Source organism: Oceanobacillus iheyensis HTE831 (assembly GCF_000011245.1).
Taxonomy (GTDB): domain Bacteria; phylum Bacillota; class Bacilli; order Bacillales; family Amphibacillaceae; genus Oceanobacillus; species Oceanobacillus iheyensis.
On record NC_004193.1, the window covers coordinates 2,929,762 to 2,949,988 of the forward strand.

At 36.6% G+C, this 20,227-nt stretch carries 19 protein-coding genes; 5 read left to right on the plus strand and 14 right to left on the minus strand.

Going from position 1 to position 20,227, the window contains the following annotated elements; translation table 11 throughout:
* Positions 1-43: 43 nt before the first annotated feature.
* From OB_RS14540 to OB_RS14570, 7 genes are all read right to left on the minus strand, one after another.
* Positions 44-1,114, minus strand: a complete 1,071-nt coding sequence (locus OB_RS14540; protein WP_011067243.1) for an Ldh family oxidoreductase — start codon at positions 1,112-1,114, stop codon at positions 44-46.
* A gap of 108 nt (positions 1,115-1,222) precedes the next feature.
* Positions 1,223-1,882: a GntR family transcriptional regulator gene (locus OB_RS14545; protein WP_011067244.1), complete on the minus strand. Its 660-nt coding sequence runs from the start codon at positions 1,880-1,882 to the stop codon at positions 1,223-1,225.
* Positions 1,883-1,907: 25 nt separating this feature from the next.
* Entirely contained in the window at positions 1,908-2,882 is a 975-nt protein-coding gene (locus tag OB_RS14550) for a 2-hydroxyacid dehydrogenase (RefSeq protein WP_011067245.1), read from the minus strand.
* 236 nt (positions 2,883-3,118) lie between these two features.
* Positions 3,119-4,426 carry a S8 family peptidase gene (locus tag OB_RS14555; protein WP_011067246.1) on the minus strand — a complete coding sequence of 436 codons (1,308 nt, stop codon included), beginning with the start codon at positions 4,424-4,426 and terminating at the stop codon, positions 3,119-3,121.
* 122 nt (positions 4,427-4,548) lie between these two features.
* Complete coding sequence (locus tag OB_RS14560) at positions 4,549-5,148, minus strand: response regulator transcription factor (RefSeq protein ID WP_011067247.1); 600 nt, start codon at positions 5,146-5,148, stop codon at positions 4,549-4,551.
* Positions 5,145-6,287 (minus strand): sensor histidine kinase, encoded by a 1,143-nt coding sequence (locus OB_RS14565; protein WP_011067248.1) that lies wholly within the window; start codon positions 6,285-6,287, stop codon positions 5,145-5,147. The genes OB_RS14560 and OB_RS14565 overlap by 4 nt, the downstream gene beginning before the upstream one ends.
* Before the next feature lie 361 nt (positions 6,288-6,648).
* On the minus strand, positions 6,649-7,698 hold the full coding sequence (locus OB_RS14570; protein WP_011067249.1) for a fatty acid desaturase: 1,050 nt from the start codon (positions 7,696-7,698) through the stop codon (positions 6,649-6,651).
* A gap of 281 nt (positions 7,699-7,979) precedes the next feature.
* On the opposite strand from OB_RS14570, the gene OB_RS14575 reads away from it, so the two are divergent.
* From OB_RS14575 to OB_RS14590, 4 genes are all read left to right on the plus strand, one after another.
* The gene (locus OB_RS14575; RefSeq protein ID WP_011067250.1) at positions 7,980-8,825 is read left to right on the plus strand and encodes an SDR family oxidoreductase; all 846 of its coding nucleotides are present in this window, start codon (positions 7,980-7,982) and stop codon (positions 8,823-8,825) included.
* 146 nt (positions 8,826-8,971) lie between these two features.
* Positions 8,972-9,430: a helix-turn-helix domain-containing protein gene (locus OB_RS14580; protein ID WP_041544590.1), complete on the plus strand. Its 459-nt coding sequence runs from the start codon at positions 8,972-8,974 to the stop codon at positions 9,428-9,430.
* Between the two features lie 99 nt (positions 9,431-9,529).
* Positions 9,530-9,790 (plus strand): hypothetical protein, encoded by a 261-nt coding sequence (locus OB_RS14585; protein ID WP_041544317.1) that lies wholly within the window; start codon positions 9,530-9,532, stop codon positions 9,788-9,790.
* A 366-nt stretch (positions 9,791-10,156) separates the two neighbouring features.
* Positions 10,157-10,438: a hypothetical protein gene (locus OB_RS14590; RefSeq protein ID WP_041544319.1), complete on the plus strand. Its 282-nt coding sequence runs from the start codon at positions 10,157-10,159 to the stop codon at positions 10,436-10,438.
* Between the two features lie 383 nt (positions 10,439-10,821).
* On the opposite strand, the gene OB_RS14595 is transcribed toward OB_RS14590, so the two are convergent.
* A complete protein-coding gene (locus OB_RS14595; RefSeq protein ID WP_011067254.1) occupies positions 10,822-11,355 on the minus strand; it encodes a GNAT family N-acetyltransferase in 534 nt (177 codons plus the stop codon).
* A gap of 291 nt (positions 11,356-11,646) precedes the next feature.
* Here OB_RS14595 and OB_RS18680 point away from each other — a divergent pair, with 291 nt between their 5' ends.
* Positions 11,647-12,825: an endonuclease gene (locus OB_RS18680; protein WP_011067255.1), complete on the plus strand. Its 1,179-nt coding sequence runs from the start codon at positions 11,647-11,649 to the stop codon at positions 12,823-12,825.
* A 270-nt stretch (positions 12,826-13,095) separates the two neighbouring features.
* On the opposite strand, the gene OB_RS14605 is transcribed toward OB_RS18680, so the two are convergent.
* From OB_RS14605 to OB_RS14630, 6 genes are all read right to left on the minus strand, one after another.
* Positions 13,096-15,027, minus strand: coding sequence for a fructose-1,6-bisphosphatase (locus OB_RS14605; RefSeq protein ID WP_152023719.1), 1,932 nt, complete (start codon positions 15,025-15,027; stop codon positions 13,096-13,098).
* A gap of 261 nt (positions 15,028-15,288) precedes the next feature.
* Positions 15,289-16,593, minus strand: coding sequence for a TRAP transporter large permease (locus OB_RS14610; protein ID WP_011067257.1), 1,305 nt, complete (start codon positions 16,591-16,593; stop codon positions 15,289-15,291).
* Entirely contained in the window at positions 16,590-17,069 is a 480-nt protein-coding gene (locus OB_RS14615; protein ID WP_011067258.1) for a TRAP transporter small permease, read from the minus strand. Before OB_RS14615 ends, OB_RS14610 begins: the two co-directional genes overlap by 4 nt.
* 4 nt (positions 17,070-17,073) lie before the next feature.
* Entirely contained in the window at positions 17,074-18,147 is a 1,074-nt protein-coding gene (locus tag OB_RS14620; protein ID WP_011067259.1) for a TRAP transporter substrate-binding protein, read from the minus strand.
* A 241-nt stretch (positions 18,148-18,388) separates the two neighbouring features.
* On the minus strand, positions 18,389-19,807 hold the full coding sequence (locus tag OB_RS14625) for an NAD-dependent succinate-semialdehyde dehydrogenase (protein ID WP_011067260.1): 1,419 nt from the start codon (positions 19,805-19,807) through the stop codon (positions 18,389-18,391).
* A gap of 27 nt (positions 19,808-19,834) precedes the next feature.
* Entirely contained in the window at positions 19,835-20,221 is a 387-nt protein-coding gene (locus tag OB_RS14630; RefSeq protein ID WP_011067261.1) for a 5-carboxymethyl-2-hydroxymuconate Delta-isomerase, read from the minus strand.
* Between the last annotated feature and the right edge of the window lie 6 nt (positions 20,222-20,227).

Here is a 20,227-nt window from a genome sequence, read left to right on the forward strand (position 1 = left end):
TTTTAAATTATTTTGCCAGGAAACTATCTAATAAACGCTTTATCTAATTACGCTGCTTGTTTTGAGATAAATAGTGTTCTAGATCTACCCCATATTTTTCTCCCGTTTTTCTTAGTTCATTAATAATTTCTTGACTTAATGGAATACCATTTTCTTTATATTCTTTCTTACGCTGTGATTCCATATCCCCCGGCATATACACTTGATCAAAACCTTCACTTGGTTCACTTGAGATAGTCTCTTCAATTTTCTCTAGAACATTTTGATAAAAAAGCTCCGGCTCACCGAAGTTTTCAATGTTAATCGCACCGAATAAATGTCCTAATTGTTGCGGGTATGGATCATCATATTGTCTCGGGATTCGCTTCCCAAATAGTGAACCAGTTAGAACACCACTTAGAATGTCGATGATAATTGCTAAGCCAGATCCCTTAGGCCCCATTGGAAGTACAAATCCTTCCCATGCTTCATCCGCATCCGTTGTTTGTTTTCCATCCTTCGTGATCGCCCAACCTTCTGGGATGGATTCCTTATTCTTCTTGGCAACCATAATCTTCCCTCTGGCAACATTACTTGTTGACATATCCAAGATAATTGGTTTCTTCCCTTCACCAGCTGGAATCGAAATGGAAATAGGATTTGGACCTAATGAAGGTTCTTTAGCTCCAAAGGGCACCATAATCGGAGATGCATTTGTCATTGAAATTCCTATAAATCCTTTTTCTGCAGCCATCCTCGTATAAAAGGAAGCGGTTCCAAAATGATTCGAATTCGACACACCTACGAACGAAGTGCCATATTGTCCTGCCTTCTGAATCGCCATCTCCATGGCTTTCACCCCAGCAACCTGACCCCAACCGTTATTCGCATCAAGTAAAGCGGTTGCAAAAGAATCCTGAACTACACTAATATCAGTCTTCCTCTCGATAATTCCATCTTCCATTCTTTTTAAATATCCCGCTACACGCTGTACACCATGTGAAGTAACCCCACGCAAATCTGCATCGACCAATGTTTCTGCAATTACTTCCGCTTCCTCATCAGGCAAACTTTGTTTTAAAAGATCTCGACAAAACCGTTGTAAGTCCTTTTCCGATACGGCTATATTACTCATTTATTCCCTCCTAGCATTGAGTTGATATCTGATATATCAACTATAATTTAGTAAGAGGATCATTGTCAAGTTTATTCTGAATTTTTAATAAAACGTATTCAAGGTAAATTAATAAAGCGCCACTTTTGCTGAACGAATAATATGCTCTCGCATGACCTTTTCCGCCCCATCTGCATCTTGTTCAACAATCATTTTATAAATAAGGTAATGCTCCTTAAATGCTTTCTCATGCTCTTCAATATTCGATAATGCTTTCTTACGAATATATTGGTCATATGAATGAACAGACTCTACTTGTTTAAATATAAAACCATTTCTCGCACATTTACGAATAAATTGATGAAACTCACTATTAAATTCGTTTAATTTCTCCCGGTTATTCTCACTCGTGGAATTCTTCATCTGATTAATTATAGCTTCTAATTGCACCAAATCCTCATCTGTCCGCTTTATAGCAGCGAACCTTGCTGCGACACCTTCTAATGCAGCTCTTACACGGGCAATCTCTTCGACTGAACTCATGATATCATCCGAGACAAAAGTTCCTTTTCTTGATAGTGTACGAACTAATCCCTCATTACTAAGCAATCGAAATGCCTCTTTAATTGGTGTTGTGCTCACTTCAAAGGCTTTTGCCAACTCTCTTTCTCGCAAATGAAAACCAGGCTCATATTCCCCATTAATAATCGCTTCTTTTAAATAATCATAAATAAGATCACGCACAGAACGCGATTGCATACTGATTTTTTTTTGAATGTCTTTATCCATATTCATCTTTCTCCTTTTTCGATTATTAGTCTGTTAAAACGTCTGGATTGATCAGGCTTGGTGGCACTTCCCCCGTGAATCCTTTCATAAGATTATCTACAGCAAGTTTAGCCATCTTATACCTTGTTTCCCTCGTTGCAGAACCTATATGCGGTAACGTAACAACATTCTTCAATTGAAGGAGCAGGCTTTCCTTTGAAATCGGCTCTTGTTCATAGACATCTAAACCTGCTCCCCAAATTTTTTTCGATTGTAAAGCATGAATAAGTGCCAACTCATCGACAAGTTCTCCGCGAGATCCATTTAGAAATATGGCTGTTTCTTTCATCAAATCAAATTCCTTCTCCCCGATTAATTTTACTGTTTCAGGAACTAAAGGTGCCATAACGAGTACAAAATCGGAAACTGTTAAAAGTTCTTCTAAGGAAGCATAAGTAGCGTTGATATTTTTTTCTGCATATGAATGAGTGGAACGATTATGATAAACAATCTTCATCTTAAATCCGTAATGTGCCCTTTCTGCAACTGCTAAACCAATTCTCCCCATACCAATAATACCCAGTGTTTTATGATGAACATCAACTCCAAATAAATGCTCACCAATATTTTCATCCCATCTGCCTAACTTCACATATTGATCCAACTCACAAATCCTCCTAGATGTTGCTAACAACAACCCAAATACCGTATCAGCTACTGTATCTGTTAAAACATCTGGTGTATTCGTTGCCATAATACCCCTTTTTGTTAGCTCTTCTATCTCTAAATTATCATATCCAACCGATATATTGGTGACAATTTTTAGATGAGGTGCTTGATCCAAGAGATGCCCATCAACTCGTAACTTTGAACCAATAATCCCCTCTACCCGCTGTAAATCACTAAAGAAGGAATCATCCATTTCTGATTTTAGTTGATGCTGATGAACGATAAAGCGATTTTTCAATTGTTCTAGTAAATCTGTTGAGATAGATTTATATAAAATAATTTCTCGTTTCATAGCAAGTCCTCCTATAAAATCTTTCTTTTTGGTATATGATATATCAGATTTGGTGGAACTACAATATGAATATCCTAACCTTGTAATGGAGAACACAACGACTAAGGTTTACCATAAGTAACATAAAAAAAACCGAACTACATTCAAATACCTAATCTAGGATTCGAATTAGTTCGGATTGCTTGCATTTATATTTTCCTTCATCTGTACTTAGCATTTAGGTCGCATTTCCTTCTTTAACTTTCTTGTATTGCTTCAGCAGAACCTTGACGTGTATAATTCTTTGCCATATCTACGGCACTTTCTGCTTCAATATATCCCCATATATCATCAAGTGTTGGATGGGATGTCGCTTTTAAGATGCTCTTTATATCATTCGGACTGAGATTCGGATTAGCTTCCAGCATAAGGGCGATAATTCCTGCACAAATTGGTGTCGCCATTGATGTGCCCGACAATTGGATATAGTTTTCATCAATGATCATCTCCGGGATTTGGGATTCCAATGCTGATCCCGGGGCTGACAAGGAAATAATATTTGTACCTGGGGCATAAACATCCGGTTTTACCAGCGTATCAATCGTCGGTCCTCTACTAGAATACTCTGCTATTGCATCATCCGTACGCTCTAACGTATTTTGATCATTCGTCGATCCAACCGTAATAATAAATGGATCAATGGCTGGAGTACTGATCGTTGATGCGGCAGGCCCATCGTTTCCAGCTGCAGCACACACTACAATCCCTTGATGCCACGCAGATTGAGCAGCTAGTGATAATGGATCATCCCTAAAAGATTCATAGGCTGGCGCTCCAAGAGAAAGCGAAATAATCCGTATATTATGCTCCTCTTTATGATCGACACACCATTCTATACCTTCAATGATAGTGGATAGTCTCCCACTCCCTTGTTCATCCAAAACCTTTATTCCGATAATAGAGGCCTCTGGTGCCGGTCCAATATACTTCCCATTGGAGAGACTGCCATTTCCAGCCGCATCACCAGCACAATGTGTCCCATGTCCATTATCATCATAAGGCTCGCTTTCTCCGTTTATAAAATCTTGAAAAGCTACAATTCTATTTGTAGGATCCGTCAAATCAGCATGCGCATGGACTCCTGTATCGATTACGGCAATCGTAACGTCTTTTCCAGTTAATCCAAGCTGTTCCTGAACTTTGAAAGCTCCTGTTTGCTCGCTAGCAATATCTAAGAATGCAGTCACAATTCGATCGTAAAAAATCCGGTCAACTGCTTCATGGTCTTTAATCTGTTGTATTCTATCAGGTGTCAGATAACCTTTCATCGCATTTATACTGCGCAATTCTCTATGGAGTTTGTTATGAGAGTCAATATTACATGCCTTTAAGAGGTCGTCTTTTTTGCCTCGTTCACAGCCTTTTTTCATATAAACGATAAGAGGGATTTCATTGTTGATAGTTTCATTCTGGTCTACTTTTCGAGAATTCCGTAATTGTTCCACCAAGCCAGGGTCAAGTTTACGTTGTGCATCTTCAAACCATACTTTTTTCCTGTTGCTCATTTCTACTCCTCCTCGATTAGTTTTATTTTGTTCACTAATAGATTATCAAGGACAAGTAGTAGAAACAATCAGACAAGATGACTATTTTTTGAAAATTTAAATAAAAAATAGTTAGGATGAAACTATTTAAACCAACCCTTTTCTTTAATTCTCGAAATCGCCTCTATACGGTTGCTGACGTTCAATTTATCCATGATTGTGGATACATAATTACGAACCGTACCATTTGTTAAATAAAGTTGACCTGCAATCTCCTTCGTTGTCTTTCCGTCGGCAATGAGCTTGAGCACTTGTTCCTCACGGGTTGTCAGTGGATTGCCTTCCTCATAGGCCATATCAATTAATTCTGGTGCATACACCTTGCGACCAGCCATAATAGCGCGAATGGAATTGGCTAAATCTTCACTAGGACTGTCCTTTAATAAATATCCGTTGACATTCGCTTTACGTGCTCGTTCAAAATATCCCGTACGGGCGAAAGTAGTTAAGACAATTACCTTACAGTCATCGTCTCGTAATTCCTCGGCCGCATCTAACCCAGTCTTCACAGGCATCTCTATGTCCATGATACAGACATCCGGTTTCTTTTGTTCCACTAAATTCAATACCTCTTCCCCATTCTTCGCTTGCCCAACCACTTCCATGTCCTCTTCCATACTAAGAAGCGTGCCCAAAGCTCCAAGCAACAATTGTTGATCTTCAGCAATTACAATTCGAATCAATTCGACCCCTCCTGTTCCGTTTGTTGAATTACTCGTGGCACTTGGATGCTAAGTATGGTTTTGCTCTTATTCGTCTCATCAAACGATAGGTTTCCATTAACGAATCCCAATCGCTCCTTCATCCCAAGAATTCCATTTCCTTTAAATGTATGTACTTTATCTTGAATACCTATACCATTATCAATAATGCGAATCATCCATTTATCCGGTGTTTGCTTGACGACTATTTTACACTCTGTTGCCTCACTATGCTTCACTACATTGGTTACGGCTTCTTTTAGACACATACTTAATACATTTTCAATGAGTAACGGAACTTCTGAATGCTTAATATTATCTTCTATTTCACAGGTTATTTGTGCTACTTCTAGCAATTGGCGAACACGGATAAGTTCATCTTTCAATTTGGTGCCTTTCATCCCAGCAACGAGTTCACGAACCTCTTTCAATGCTGTCCTTGCAGTCTGATGAATATCTGCCAATTCTTTCTTCGCCGACTCCGGTTTTGCATCTACCAATTTCCCTGCAAGTTCACTTTTTAATCCCATTAGTGAAAGCTTTTGTCCCAAGGTATCATGTAAATCTCGAGCAATACGTTCGCGTTCCTCAAGTACAATTAATTGAGCGATTTTTTGATTCGCATCCTCTAGTTGATTTTCTAACTTCTCTCGCTTATTTCGATTATACATAGTAAATGGCAGTAATATAACACCAATAACACAAATCACAATAAACGGCCATTGATTATAAAACATCTCTTCTTGAATGAAAAAACCAAAGCTTACCGCTGTTAAGGTCGTAACAAGATGAATGATATATAGTGAAATAAAACCAGCCTTATTCTGGATGTTCCCGATAAAGAAAGCTAAAAATAATGCAAAATAGACATAGCCAAAATATAGAGTTACCCCCACACTGATGAAGATTTCAATGCCTACAGATACATAAACTGTCCAACCTTTTTTAATAAACGCCAATCGGTAAGTTGCAAAGAATATGACAATCATAATAACCCCTACCACAATATCGATCAGCGAAGAGGAGCGTAAGATAAAATAGAATGGAAGTAAACAAAATGCAATCCATGCAAACAGACTTAGACCTGTATTTTTCGGAAAAAGATGATACCAATGCTGCATTCCAATCTCTCCTCCATTCATTGCTTGTTTTGCTTAGTATAACAAAAACCCTTCATAAGTGTTTATAAAGGGTTTTGATTCTAACCTATTAAATTTTTAGGCATTATTAATCTGAATCAATTTCATGTAGGTATAAAATTCAAGTGTTGTGTTGTTTGATTTCCATTGCAGACGGACGCTTTCCGCAGGCACGGCCTCAGCTAACTTGAAAAGAAGAGCACTTTTCAAGTGGATCTTCAGCTCGTGCTTTCCTGCAGGAGTCGCCGTCTTCCATTACAATCAAAGCCAAGAATTTCTTGTAATCTGAACATTAATAACTACATTATTTTAAAAAATTGATTCATCTATAATAATGATTCTGCTATTTTTGCAAACTTGTTCTGCTTGGCTTTGATTGATGCATTAATTTTTTCTTATTCTCCATCTGCTTAAATTGCTTAAAAGAAACAAATGACTTGCTATTCTCATCATACAAACGAAAACGGAGTGATTGCAAGCTTGTTAATAACGTGATTGTTGTTGCTTTGTGCAATGGCGGTGTCGACTCATGCGCTTTCTCCAAGTGGTAGTTTGGCACCCTTGGACTTAGATGGTGCACATGATGATAACCAATACTCCCTGTTATCCACTCAATTGCCTTTGGTAGCTTATAATAGGAACTCCCATCAACCGCTGCTTTTACATAATCCCACTCATCTTCATTTTCAAAATAGGAATCTTCAAACTGATGCTGCACATAGAATAACCAGATTCCCGCTGCTCCTGCAATAAACAGAATCGGTAATTGTACGATCAAGAACGCCTGCCAGCCAATAGCCCAAATCAACAAACCATAAATAGCTACGATGGAGAAATTAATGAGATATGTATTCCAGCGCTCTTTACGTTTTGCACCTTTTCGATTAAATCGGTTGGAAATCAAGAATAAATAAGCCGGACCTAATCCAAACATAATAATTGGATTACGGTAAAGCCTGTAAGAAAGTCTCCCCCAAAAGGAAGCTTCTGTATACTCGTCCACTGTCATAACCCACACGTCACCAGTTCCACGTTTATCTAAATTACTACTTGTCGCATGGTGAATTGCATGATCCCGTTTCCATTTTTCAAAAGCAAAATGCGTGATAATCCCTGTTATCGTACCAACAATTCTGTTTGCTTTTGCATTTTTAAAGAATGACATATGTGTACAATCATGGAAAATGATAAAGATACGGACAACAAATCCCGCTGCAATAACTGATACGCCTAATGATAACCAAATGGATATAGAAAGACTCTGATATGCTAAAAACCATAATAGAAAGAACGGCAAAATAGAATTGATTAATTGAATGATGCTCGTCCGTTTATCTGACTTTGCAAAGGCGGAAACACTTTTTCTTAATTGCGCTTGTTTTTGTTTACTCATCCTTTTCCTCCCCTAACAAATTGTTATTATTGTTATTTTAGACTTCATTTAAACCTTTCATAAGTCATAAACGTCATAAAATGATATGACATTTGTCATATAGTCGTGTTTCTTTGATAGAAGCTTTGAAACTTCATTCTATGGAATACTATCTGATAATTTATAAAAAGTTTGATACAATAATTTTGAATAATAACAAACAGCTAGTATGTGATTGAACACACTGTATTTTTAAAATCAAATACTTGTTATGAAATAGAATGTTTTGTGAGGAGTCAGTAATGAAAATTTTAGTAACAGGTTTCACTGGAAAAGTTGGTCTACAAGTTGCTAACTATTTAAATGCTAAAGATATTCCGATAGTATGTGCGGTTCGGAATGTTGAAAAGGCCAAAGCCAAATTTGGTGATGAATATGAATACGTCAACTTGGATTTTTCAGATTCAAGCACGTTTGATAATGCGCTCGAAAATGTAGATCGTATTTTTTTAATGTACCCACCAGGTGAAAACCTCCTATTTGATACCTTTCTAGAAAAAGCCAAAGATAAAGGAATTAAACACATTACCTATTTATCGCTAAAAGACGTGCAATTCATGCCATTTATCCACCATTATAAAATGGAAAAGCTAATAAAAAGCAGCAAGATACCTTATACATTTGTTCGCGCTGGTTATTTCATGCAAAATTTAAATGACTTTCTTCGCAAGGAAATCCAAGAAAGACAGCGTATCTTTGTTCCAGCAGGCAAAGGAAAAACAAGCTTTGTTGACACAAGAGATCTTGCTGAAGTCTCTGCATTATCTTTGATTGATGAAGTGAAGCATAGAAACCAAATTTATGTCATCACAGGAAATAAAGCCCTTGATTTTTTTGAGGTTGCAAATATAATGACTGAAATTATTGGAGTGAAAATTGAATACACAAACCCTTCAGTTAAAGAGTTTAATAACTATATGAGTGAAATAGGCGTAGAAGAAGGATTTGTGAATGTTGTCGTTGGTGTCCATATGCCAACAAAACTTGGACTTGCAAAAGGAATCAAGCATGATTATGAGAAAGTAACAGGCAAAAAGCCTACAAATATTGGACAATACATTATGGATTTCAAAGAGAATTGGATTTAGGAAGGTTTACAGGAAATTCAATAATCGGGCGTCTTATATGGAAAAATCAAGGGTGCAACACTAGGTTGCACCTTGTTGCACCTATAACTATCTTTACTATTTCTCTTCAGCTCAGTAATAATGAAACAGGAAAGGCGATGAACAATATGTTTTTTGGTGAAAAATTAAAAAAAGAACGAGAAAAAAGGGGTTGGTCACAAGATTACCTCGCAGAAAAAGTATATGTTAGTCGTCAATCAGTTTCAAAATGGGAGACTGGTAAAAATTATCCTAGCATCGAAGTGATTATCAATTTAAGTGATTTATTTGATATCACGATAGATGAATTATTGAGGAGTGACGAGGAATTGAAAGAAAAAGTAATTCGAGATAGTAAACAACTGGCGTATCCGAAGTGGAAAACATTTTTTGATAGCATGTTTTTATTAGGCGCATTTTTATTGTTAGTAAAGCTGATAATTTTGGGTGTAAATTATTTTGCTGGTACAGAATTTTTGGTAACAGATGGGAAGCTACTAAAGATCATAGCCAACTTTTTACCATTAGCTTTAATGATAATAGGCGGAATTGGTTCAGATAGTTTAAAGAATAAATATATTAATTAACCAATTTGTACTGTTTTCAGGCGCACATCTAGAATAAAGTCATTCCTGAATCAGGCCAATCAATTGAAATTCACTTTAGAAATTAAAGGAGTGAAAAAAATGATTATTTTACTTGCATTGGTAGCCATAGTTTTGTTTTTTACTATTACTAAAACTCAACTTTTCAAAAAGAATAACTCAAATAACAAATTCATGACACAATTGGGAATGGCTATACTTGTGGGAATCTTAACGGTAACTACTCTAATAACCGATAATGGTGAATCAGCTTATAAATATACAGCTGTAGGAATAGGGATAATGTCATTTATTGCGATTCTAATTGAGATGGTGATTTCGAAAAAGAAACACACTATATAAACACTAATGGTGCAAGTGTTAATCATTATTATCATTCAAACGTGATATAATTTATTTAACAAAAGAGTGAATTTCATAATTGCCAAGTTTTATTAAAAAACCTATTTATTAATAAGAGTATAAACATTAATAACCGGATTGCAGAAAAAAATACTTGGCTTTGATTGTAATGGAAGACGGCGACTCCTGCAGGAAAGCACGAGCTGAAGATCCACTTGAAAAGTGTTCTTCTTTTCAAGTTAGCTGAGGCTGTGCCTGCGGAAAGCGTCCGTCTGAAATAAAAATCAAAAAATGCAACATTCGGATTTTATATCAAATATATTAATTATGAAATTTATTCAAAAAGCTGATTATCGGAGGCAAGTCATGGAAAATGAAAAATGTGACCTGATACACCAAAACGGTGTTAAGGAAAAGAATCAAGAAGTGATTGATGGTTTTACGATCAAGTACCACGCAAACGGAAAAACAATGTGGTCAAAAGGAAAAATAAGTGATGAACAGCCAGACGGTTATTGGGAATGGTATCGTACTGATGGCACCATAAAGCGTTCAGGATATTTTGACATGGGCGACCCTGTTGGTGAATGGATCACCTATGACAACAAAGGCAATAAATACAAAACCACCAATCGTGATAAAAAATAAAAAATGCCAGAGTAGACCCTATTGTTAACCCATCACCCCTGTTTCTTGAGGCTATTGTAGAAAATCCTAGCCAAATAATAATCAATTTTATCATGAAAATTGTATAGCGCTACACACGGAATTAACCCGTTTTGATTCATCTAGAATAAGGTCATTCCTGAATTAGGCCAATCATGAATCTCAACATACTCGTTAACATTCAATGAAGTTTATATCATGTAAAGTAATTAGATGGATATCCGAAAGAACCCGATGATAGCGAAAAATATAGGAATATATTTGTTTATCCGTTAATACAAAAAGAGGTTGTCCAGAAATATGTTGAAGTACAAATTTAGGAACAACATCTCTATTATTTTAATGTTCGGTTAATCAATCCAGCTTCATCCTGAAAAGGCGTTGGAGTAATGAACGACACCTTCCACATTTTCAAGAGCATCCTCCGTTAATTCTAGGGCCATAAATACTTCATCAGGTACATCAAATGGAGCTTGTATATTCCAGAAGCGTGCCTGTTTAAAACCAAACTTTGGATAATAGTCTTTATGACCTAATACAATAACTGAATGATAACCAATTTCTTTTGCTTTTTTTAATGCAGCATGAATTAATTGACTTCCAATTCCTTTTTTCTGATGCTCCGGTATAACAGATACCGGGGCAAGAGCTAAAGAATCAACAGTTTTATGATCATTTACGATTGTAATTTTTGATAATAGAATGTGACCAATAATTTCATTGGCTTGATCTATTGCGATCAATGAAAGTTCAGGAATAAACGCATCCGATTTTCTAATCCGATTAACAAGTAAATGCTCTTTCTTATCGCTAAATTCTTCCTTTAAAAATACCCTTTTAACAACCTTTTCCGTTGTGTTATATTCTTCAGTTCGTTCTTCTCTAATTAAGATATCCATTATAAGCTCCCTTTCTTTTAATTAATTAGACAAGGCTCCCTTTTATACTATAAATTAAGTAATTATTTTAAGGAGTTATGTAGCCCATGTCAACTGCCTATCTTCCATTATCGAGCACTTTAGTTTTATATTAATATCCCACACACATAACCGCATTGCGCCTTTCATCTCAGCATTTCAGCCTACGACCTATCTCATCCTTTTTGTTACAGCAACTTTATACTGCGGTAAAACTAACTTTATAACTATGATATATAATGTACGTAACCCAATACAAAGGAGGAGAATTAATTGCAAAATATCCAAAAAAGAACACTGGTAACAGCTACCTTATTGCTAGCATCTGTATTATTGTTTATCCAACCAGTAACAAATATTTTTGTAAATGCATCCTCAGGAGATGGTTCAAGTTCGTCTCCATATACCGTCACACAGGCTATTAATAATCAAGATAATTCTACTAAATCGGTGGAGGGATATATTGTTGGCCAGCCAATTTCCACCACTTCTGTTATCACAAGTAACTTTCCAAATAATTACGCTTTTGCCTTAGCTGACAGCCCTTCTGCAACAAACATAGAAGAAATGGTTTATGTTCAAATACCATCTTCATTTCGATCGTCATTTGGTTTACAATCTAATCCTTCCTTATTAGGAGAGAAAGTAAAAGTAACCGGTACACTTACAAACTACTTTGCACATGCTGGAGTAAAGAATGGAACGGCCTTTGAACTGCAAAACGACGACACACAACCACCAGATCCAGATCCTGAAACGCCAGAACTAGACGGCTATTATGATGATGCAGATGGTAAAACAGGAGAACAACTAAAATCTACTCTACACGACATCATTGATGATCATACGGAAATTTCCTATTCAAATGTGTGGGAAGCACTACGTGAAACAGACGAAGATCCAAGAAACTCCAATAATGTCCTTCTTCTTTATACAGGGCGTTCACAAGGGAAAAACGACAACGGTGGAAATGCCGATGACTGGAATCGGGAACATGTTTGGGCAAAATCTCACGGTGACTTCGGTACATCGATGGGACCTGGTACAGACATCCATCACCTAAGACCGACAGATGCTTCTGTTAATAGCTCCAGAAGTAACCTCGACTTTGATGATGGAGGCAGCGAGCATTCCGAGGCAGATGGTAACTACTATGACTCTGATTCTTGGGAACCTAGAGATAGTGTAAAAGGTGATGTCGCAAGAATGATCTTTTATATGGATGTACGTTATGAAGGAGATAGTGGTGAACTAGATTTGGAATTAAATGATCAGGTCAACAATGGGTCTGCGCCATATCATGGTAAGTTATCCGTATTGCTCGAGTGGCATGAAGAAGATCCGGTTGATGATTTTGAAAGAAGAAGAAATGATATCATATTTAACGATTACCAGCATAATCGAAACCCATTTATTGATCATCCAGAATGGGTGGGAGAGATTTGGGAGTAATGTAGTTGGAGTACCCTTTACTAGGTAAAGGGAAGATACCTCAAAAATTGAAATAAATCAATATCATAACTTAACTCACAAAATAAAAGCGTGGTATCTTCACTAAATATCAATGAATGATACCACGCTTACTACCATGAGTTATTCTGTCCTTTTGCCTGAGATTGTTAATCTTTCGGCACCGTATAAATTCCACACACTCTCTAGAAACTGCTCCAGTATAGCTAGGTGTGTTCTCAGACTTCTAACGTATTTAAGTAAAAACTACTTTTACTTCAAATACCGATACTTTAATAAACTATTCAACATATTAATATCCTCTATTAGTTTCTCCCCAATATTGGTTTCTGAAATCTTTTTTCTCTCTAACTCTTCATCAACTAATCGTTTTACGGATAGCACATCATTACCATTTTGCAAAACATCTTCCTTTGAATTAAAATGCTGGTGAGCAACCAATTGCATACCGAACGAATTATATAATAACGTATAGCCTGCAATGCCTGTTGTTGGCTGATAAGCCTTTGAAAAACCACCATCAATGACAATCATCTTGCCATTTGCTTTGATTGGGTTTTCTCCCTCAATCTCTTTGACTGGTGTATGACCATTGATAATATGGCCTTGATCTGGATCAAGATCAAATTCTTCTAAAATCATCCGGCAGATTCCCTCTTTTTCTCGCAAATAATAATATGGGTTCTTTCTCTCTTTGTGCAATGCCTTATCCTTAATAAAGTACCTTTCAAAGGTGGTCATTTCCCTTTTTCCAAAAAGAGAGGAATACTCCCCGGTCCATAAATACCAAACCATATCTGTTGCAAGGTCATCAGTTGCTTCACGGTTGGAAAAAGCGTGAAGCAAATAGTTTTCGAAAATATCGAGTAACTCCCGACCTGCATACGTTTTATTTTCAATAAACATCTTTTCCATATTTCCATTCTCATCTATTGGTATGCAGCCATGTATTAATAAATTTCCGTTGTATCTTAAATAAAGTGTGCCTTTTTTCATTAAAAATTCCATATGCCTTGCTAGTTTTTCTGAATGCTGGACAGAAAATAACAATTTGTCCATTACTTGTTTCTCTTCTTCCAGCAATTCATCAGGCTGGTCTGGATTAACAGTTGCAAAGCAGGTATTTTCCAATGGATATGTTTTTCCATCAATCGTAATTTTATTGTTTTCATAATCGACCTTTTCTAGTAAAAGCCTTTTCGACATATTAAAGTATGGACGTCGTTTTATGATTGGCATCTCAAGTTTAAACTGAATCATGGCAATTGCTTGATGTATCTTCGTAATTTGTGATTGTTCTTGATCTGATAGTTTTTTATTCGAGTGTCTTTTTGGTCTAAAAGCTGGGTTGTCCTTGTAATACTTCTCTGCAAGATTCAAAAGTGGTCTAAGATTGATGCCATATACATCTTCAATAATATCCAAATTATCATAACGTGCACAGATTCGGAGTATATTAGCTAGGCAAACCTTTGATCCTGAAAATGCACCAATCCAAAGCACATCATGATTTCCCCACTGAATATCCAAGGAATGATAATTGATGAGTGCTTCCATAATTTTATCTGGTTCCGGTCCCCGGTCATAAATATCCCCTACTACATGAAGGTGGTCAACAACTAATTGTTGAGTCGTATAGGCAAGACCTATAATAAGTTTATCCGCCTGACCAAGTGAAATTACTTTTTGGACAATCTTGGAATAGTAATGTTTTTTGTTTGTATATTCATCTGTTTTGTAAAGCAACTCTTCTATGATATATACAAATTGCTTCGGTAATGCTTTACGTAACTTAGTACGAGTGTACTTCGAAGATGCATAAGGGATAAGTCGAATCATTTGATCAATTGTTTTGGTATACCATGCATTTAACTCCTGTTTATTGTCGAATTGATTCCGAATTAATTGCAGTTTTTCTTCTGGATAATAGATTAATGTTGCGAATTCATTTATTTCCTTCTCCGATAGTTCATGCTTAAAAATATCTCTGATTTTTTCCTTTACTTTGCCAGAACCATTTCTTAGCACATGTTGAAATGCTTGGTATTCACCATGCAGATCACTTACAAAATGCTCCGTTCCTTTTGGTAAATCGAGGATGGCCTCCAGATTAATAATTTCCGTAACTACTTTTTCTTCACTATCATATTTCTGTGCCAATAAGTCTAAGAATTTCTCCTCCAACATGTCCATCCCCTTTTGACGATCATTTTATGTATAAAGTCCATTGCAACTACTATACCAAAAAGACTAGCAGAAATGAATTGCTAGTCTTTGAATTACCTGTTTTTATTGATTAATTGTAATGGATTCCATTTCCCATCCATGCTGTCGCACTTTCGAATCTCATCTCTATCCTTTTCAAAAAAATATAAAAACTATATTTAATTATGATGTTCTGTAAGACTTCATGTATTAGCAATACTCCAAACAACGGTTGATAAATCATTTCATTAAATCTGGCAATACAGTAACTATCTGCGGAAAAACAACTAGAATTGCCACACATACAATCATTGCGATAATCATTGGAACGACCCCTCTGAAGATTGACTGTATTGGAATATTTCTAGCTACTCCTTTAATAACGTAGACACTTATTCCTAACGGTGGTGTTAATGCACCGATATTAATAACCATAATCATAATTACTCCAAACCAAATACCGTTAAATCCTAATTCCGTAATAATTGGATACAGAATGGGCAATGTGATAACGATTAAAGCTAAACTTTCAATGAAACAACCAAGCACAAGTAACACAGCAAGAATACCGATAAGGATGATATATGCGTGCAAGTCAAGATTTCCGACATACGTCGTAAGCATGACAGGAATTCTGCTGATTGCCAAGAATTGTCCAAATAAATTGGCACCAATTAAAATAAAGAAAATAAACGCAGTCAAGCGAATAGATTCACTTAGTGAGTCTTTCAAAGTTTCCCACGTAAGTTTTCTGGAAATTAATGCAAACAATAGAGCACCAAACGCACCTACTCCAGCTGCTTCAGTCGGCGTGAAAATACCTAAATATATACCGCCAATACTTACTAAAAATAGCCCCATAAACGGCCAAATATTTTTAAGCGAATGTAACTTCTCAAGAATACTTGCTTTCTCTTCCCTTGGCGGTGCAATGGAAGGATCTTTACGAACAAGAATATAAATCGTAATGATAAATATAGTGATCTGCAAAACACCAGGAATAATGCCGGAAATTAATAACGCACCTATGGGTTCTCTTGTCAGAATTCCGTACAAAATTAAAATTACACTTGGAGGGATTAAAATCCCTAGTGTGCCTCCTGCTGCAACACTAGAAGTCGAAAGCCCTGGTTTATAATTATATTTGTCCATTTCTGGCAATGCGATTTTTGCTACTGTTGCAGTAGTAGCATTTAAAGAACCCGAAATGGATGAGAATATAGCTGCCGTGCCAATGGTAGCCATCGCAAGACCACCCCGTAAATGGCCAATCCAAGTGTCTACCAATCTATACAAATCTTTACCAATTCCTGTATAAGAAAGAATCATACCCATCAGAATAAATAACGGAATAACACTTAGTGAATAATTACTAGATGTATCAAAAGGGGTTCTCCCCAACTGTGCAAAGGCTACCTCCCACCCTCTAATGAAACTTGTTCCTAGTAAACTAACAAGAATAAGAGATACAGCAATTGGAATCTTCAGGAAAAACAGTATCAAAATAGCTATAATACCTAAAAATCCAATAAGTTCTGGGCTCATTTTTCACCCACCCTTGCAAAGTATTTGATGGCTAACATTAAGGCAGTTAAAGCAAATACAATTGCACCAATTCCTGACACTGCAGCGAATAAGTAAATTGGAAGGCCTAAATCCCCTGTCACTGTACCTGAAATAAGTAGTCGCTCTGAGTACCAGAACAGACTTAAAGCCATTAATACCATTACCACCATAATAATTATATTTATAAGTACATCTACAAGTCGTTGAGCTTTACTAGGTAGTCGTTCAATCAAAAAATCAATTGAAATATGTTCTTCTTTTAAATGAGTATATCCAATGCTTAAAAAGATGACCATTGAAAGTCCGAGTTCTGTAAGTTCTACAGCACCAGTAATTGGCTGTTTGAAAATCCAGCGACCTAATACATCTGCGGTGACTAAGAATACCATAATAATTAAAACAGCTTGGGCAATATAAAGTAACCCTACATTTAATTTTGATATAAACCTCTCCACCTTACTACTCCTCTCTATCACTGAGTTCCTCTTTCAATTCCATTGCCCTGTCATAGATTTCTTGTGCAGGGTAGCCTTCTGCTGTTCTTTCTTCAATCCACTCATTAACCACCGGTTCTAATGCTTTTTTCCATTGAATTAAAGCGTCTCCTTCTAATTCAATCACCTCTGCCCCGCTTTCAATTGCTGTTTCAAAGCCTTTTTTCCCGTCCACATCATAGATACTTCCAGCTTCTTTTGCCAGTTCTTTCCCTATTAGATTATCTAGTACGAATTGATCGTCGTCACTGAAATTTTCATAGGTTTTCTTGCTCATCACACTAAAAAATGGTGTAGCAGAGAAATCACCCATTGTAATATAATTTGTTACCTCATGGAAACTATAATTATAAAGGGATTCAAAAGGTACGACTGCAGCATCGATTACACCTCTTTCTAACGATTCATAAACATCTCCCATCGGCATAGAGACTGGTGTCGCTCCTAACGTCTCAATAATATTATTTGCCATTGGAGATGGGGATCGTACACGTAAACCTTTTATATCTTCAGGTGTTTCAATTCTAAAATCTTTACTTATAATCTGGGCAGGTTCAGCCGAGAACAAAAATAATGGATACGTATCTGCATGCTCCTCCTGCATTTCCGGAAACTCTTCATATAAGGTCATTAGAATTTCCGAAGCATGTTCCGCAGATTCCGCTAGAAATGGTAGTTCCATAATTGTCACAAGTGGGAATCTTCCAGGCGAGTAACCATGTACACTTAAAGCAATATCTGCTTCTCTTGTTACAGCCATATCATATTGTGATCCGGCATCACCGAGTGTATTGGATGGATAAAATTCCATTGTTATGCTTCCATCTGTTTGTTCATTCAAATCATCAGCAAGTCCATCAAGGATTTTGGTTTGAATTGGATGATTTCCAGGCTGAAAGTGAGAAACTATTAGGTTATGGTTTTCCTCGACTGAATCCCCTGGTTTGGATGATGGTTTATTGGCACAGGATGTTAAAACCAATATGATAAATAAAGACATGATTAAGAGAACACAATTTCTGATGTAACTGTTTTGCATAAGTTTTCTCCTTTCCTTCATCAATCACATCTCTCAATTTAATCGTTCACTCTTTTATCTAGTTAGCAAACACTTTATAGTAATCGCTTACAATTTAAAGGTATATAATACATCATCTAAGTAAATTCTTATCTTGTTTATCTGTGTAATCCGCTGATCTAAGTTCCTTTTCTCCCCCTATGTAATAAGCAACGATTGTTAATAAGTTTAGTATTAAAGAGAGCTTCATCAGCTCCCTTTATTAAAATGCAAGTGAAATATACTTAATTTCAAGGAATTCTTCGATACCGTAATAACCACCTTCACGACCAAGTCCGCTTTCTTTAAATCCGCCAAACGGAGCTTGTGGAGTCGATGGAGCTCCATCGTTCAATCCGACAATGCCATATTCGAGTGCTTCACTAATTCGAATAGCACGTCCAATATTTTCTGTAAAAACATACGCAGCTAGCCCATATGGAGAATTATTTGCTCGTGCAATTACTTCTTCTTCATCTCTAAATGTTGTAACGGGAACCAATGGACCGAATGTTTCTTCATACATACAAAGCATGTCGTCTGTTGCGTCCACAACAATAGTCGGTTCAACGTATAATCCTCTTAAACTTTTCCCTCCAAAGGTGACACGCCCACCTTTACTTATTGCATCTTTAACTTGTTCATCCACCTTATCTACTGCACTCTGGTCGATCAATGGACCTATATTTATCCCTTCTTCCAGTCCATTCCCAACTTTAAGTTTTGACACTGCCTCTGTCAGCTTATCTTGAAAAATATCTTTAATAGATTCATGCACGTATACCCGGTTCGTACATACACAAGTTTGGCCGGCATTACGAAATTTAGATGCGATTACTCCTGCTACTGCTTTGTCTAAATCAGCATCTTCCATTACGACAAATGGAGCATGTCCACCTAGTTCAAGTGAGATTTTTTTCATTGTATTTGCTGCATCTTTCATCAATATTTTTCCGACCTCTGTTGATCCAGTAAACGTTAATTTTCTAACTCGGCCGTCATCATTCCATACTTTCCCAATTTGGCTTGAGCTACCAGTGACAATATTAATAACACCTCTTGGAATACCCGCCTTTTCAGCTAATTCCACCAATTTAAACGCTGTTAAAGGTGTTTGCGTGGCTGGCTTAATAACTACCGTGCATCCGACTGCAAGTGCTGGTCCAACTTTACGTGTGATCATTGCGGCAGGAAAGTTCCATGGAGTAATTGCTGCGACAACGCCAACTGGTTTTTTCTGCACAAAAATACGTTTATTCGTATGAGATGCAGGAATAATATCACCATATATCCGTTTTCCTTCCTCCGCATACCATGATATAAAACCATTGGCATAGTCTACTTCACCAATTGCTTCTTTGAGTGGTTTTCCTTGTTCTTCCGTCATGATTTTGGCTATCGTTTCTCTTTCTTCTTTTATCAACTCGTGCCACTTCACAAGATAGTTGCTTCGATCTTCTGCAGTTCTTGCAGACCACTCTTTTAGCGCATTATGTGCAGCATCGACTGCCTGCTTAGCTTCTTCTTTTCCGCCGTTAGGAATCGTTCCAATTTGTTCGTTTGTAGCTGGATTGATTACATCAATCTGTTCTAAATTATTTCCAAACCATTTCCCACCAACAAACATTTTGTAAGATTGCATGATTTCATACCTCTTTCATTAGGATAGTTATTCCTTTTTATATCGTGCATGAATGTTATTCTGCTTATAAGTAGGATTCGTAAATTCATGTAGTTCCAGTGATAATGCTAAGTAACGTTTTTCATATAAATCGATAAAATGATCTTTAATTGTTGCAAATAAATCATTACAGAGTAACTTTTTTTCTTCTTCTGTCCGACCGCCACCAAGTTTTAGGGTGGCATGTACAAATGCATCGTCTTCTGTTCCATCCGCTATAAGATAATCTTTTATTTCAATTGCTCTTGTACGTAGCCCTCCGATTGGAATAATTGTAGAATGGGAGAGCAGGGAATCATTCACCTTCTTTAATAATTCCATCATATCGGTTTCTTCTTTTAGATTGGCTGTGTATTCGATTATCAGATGTGGCATCGTGAA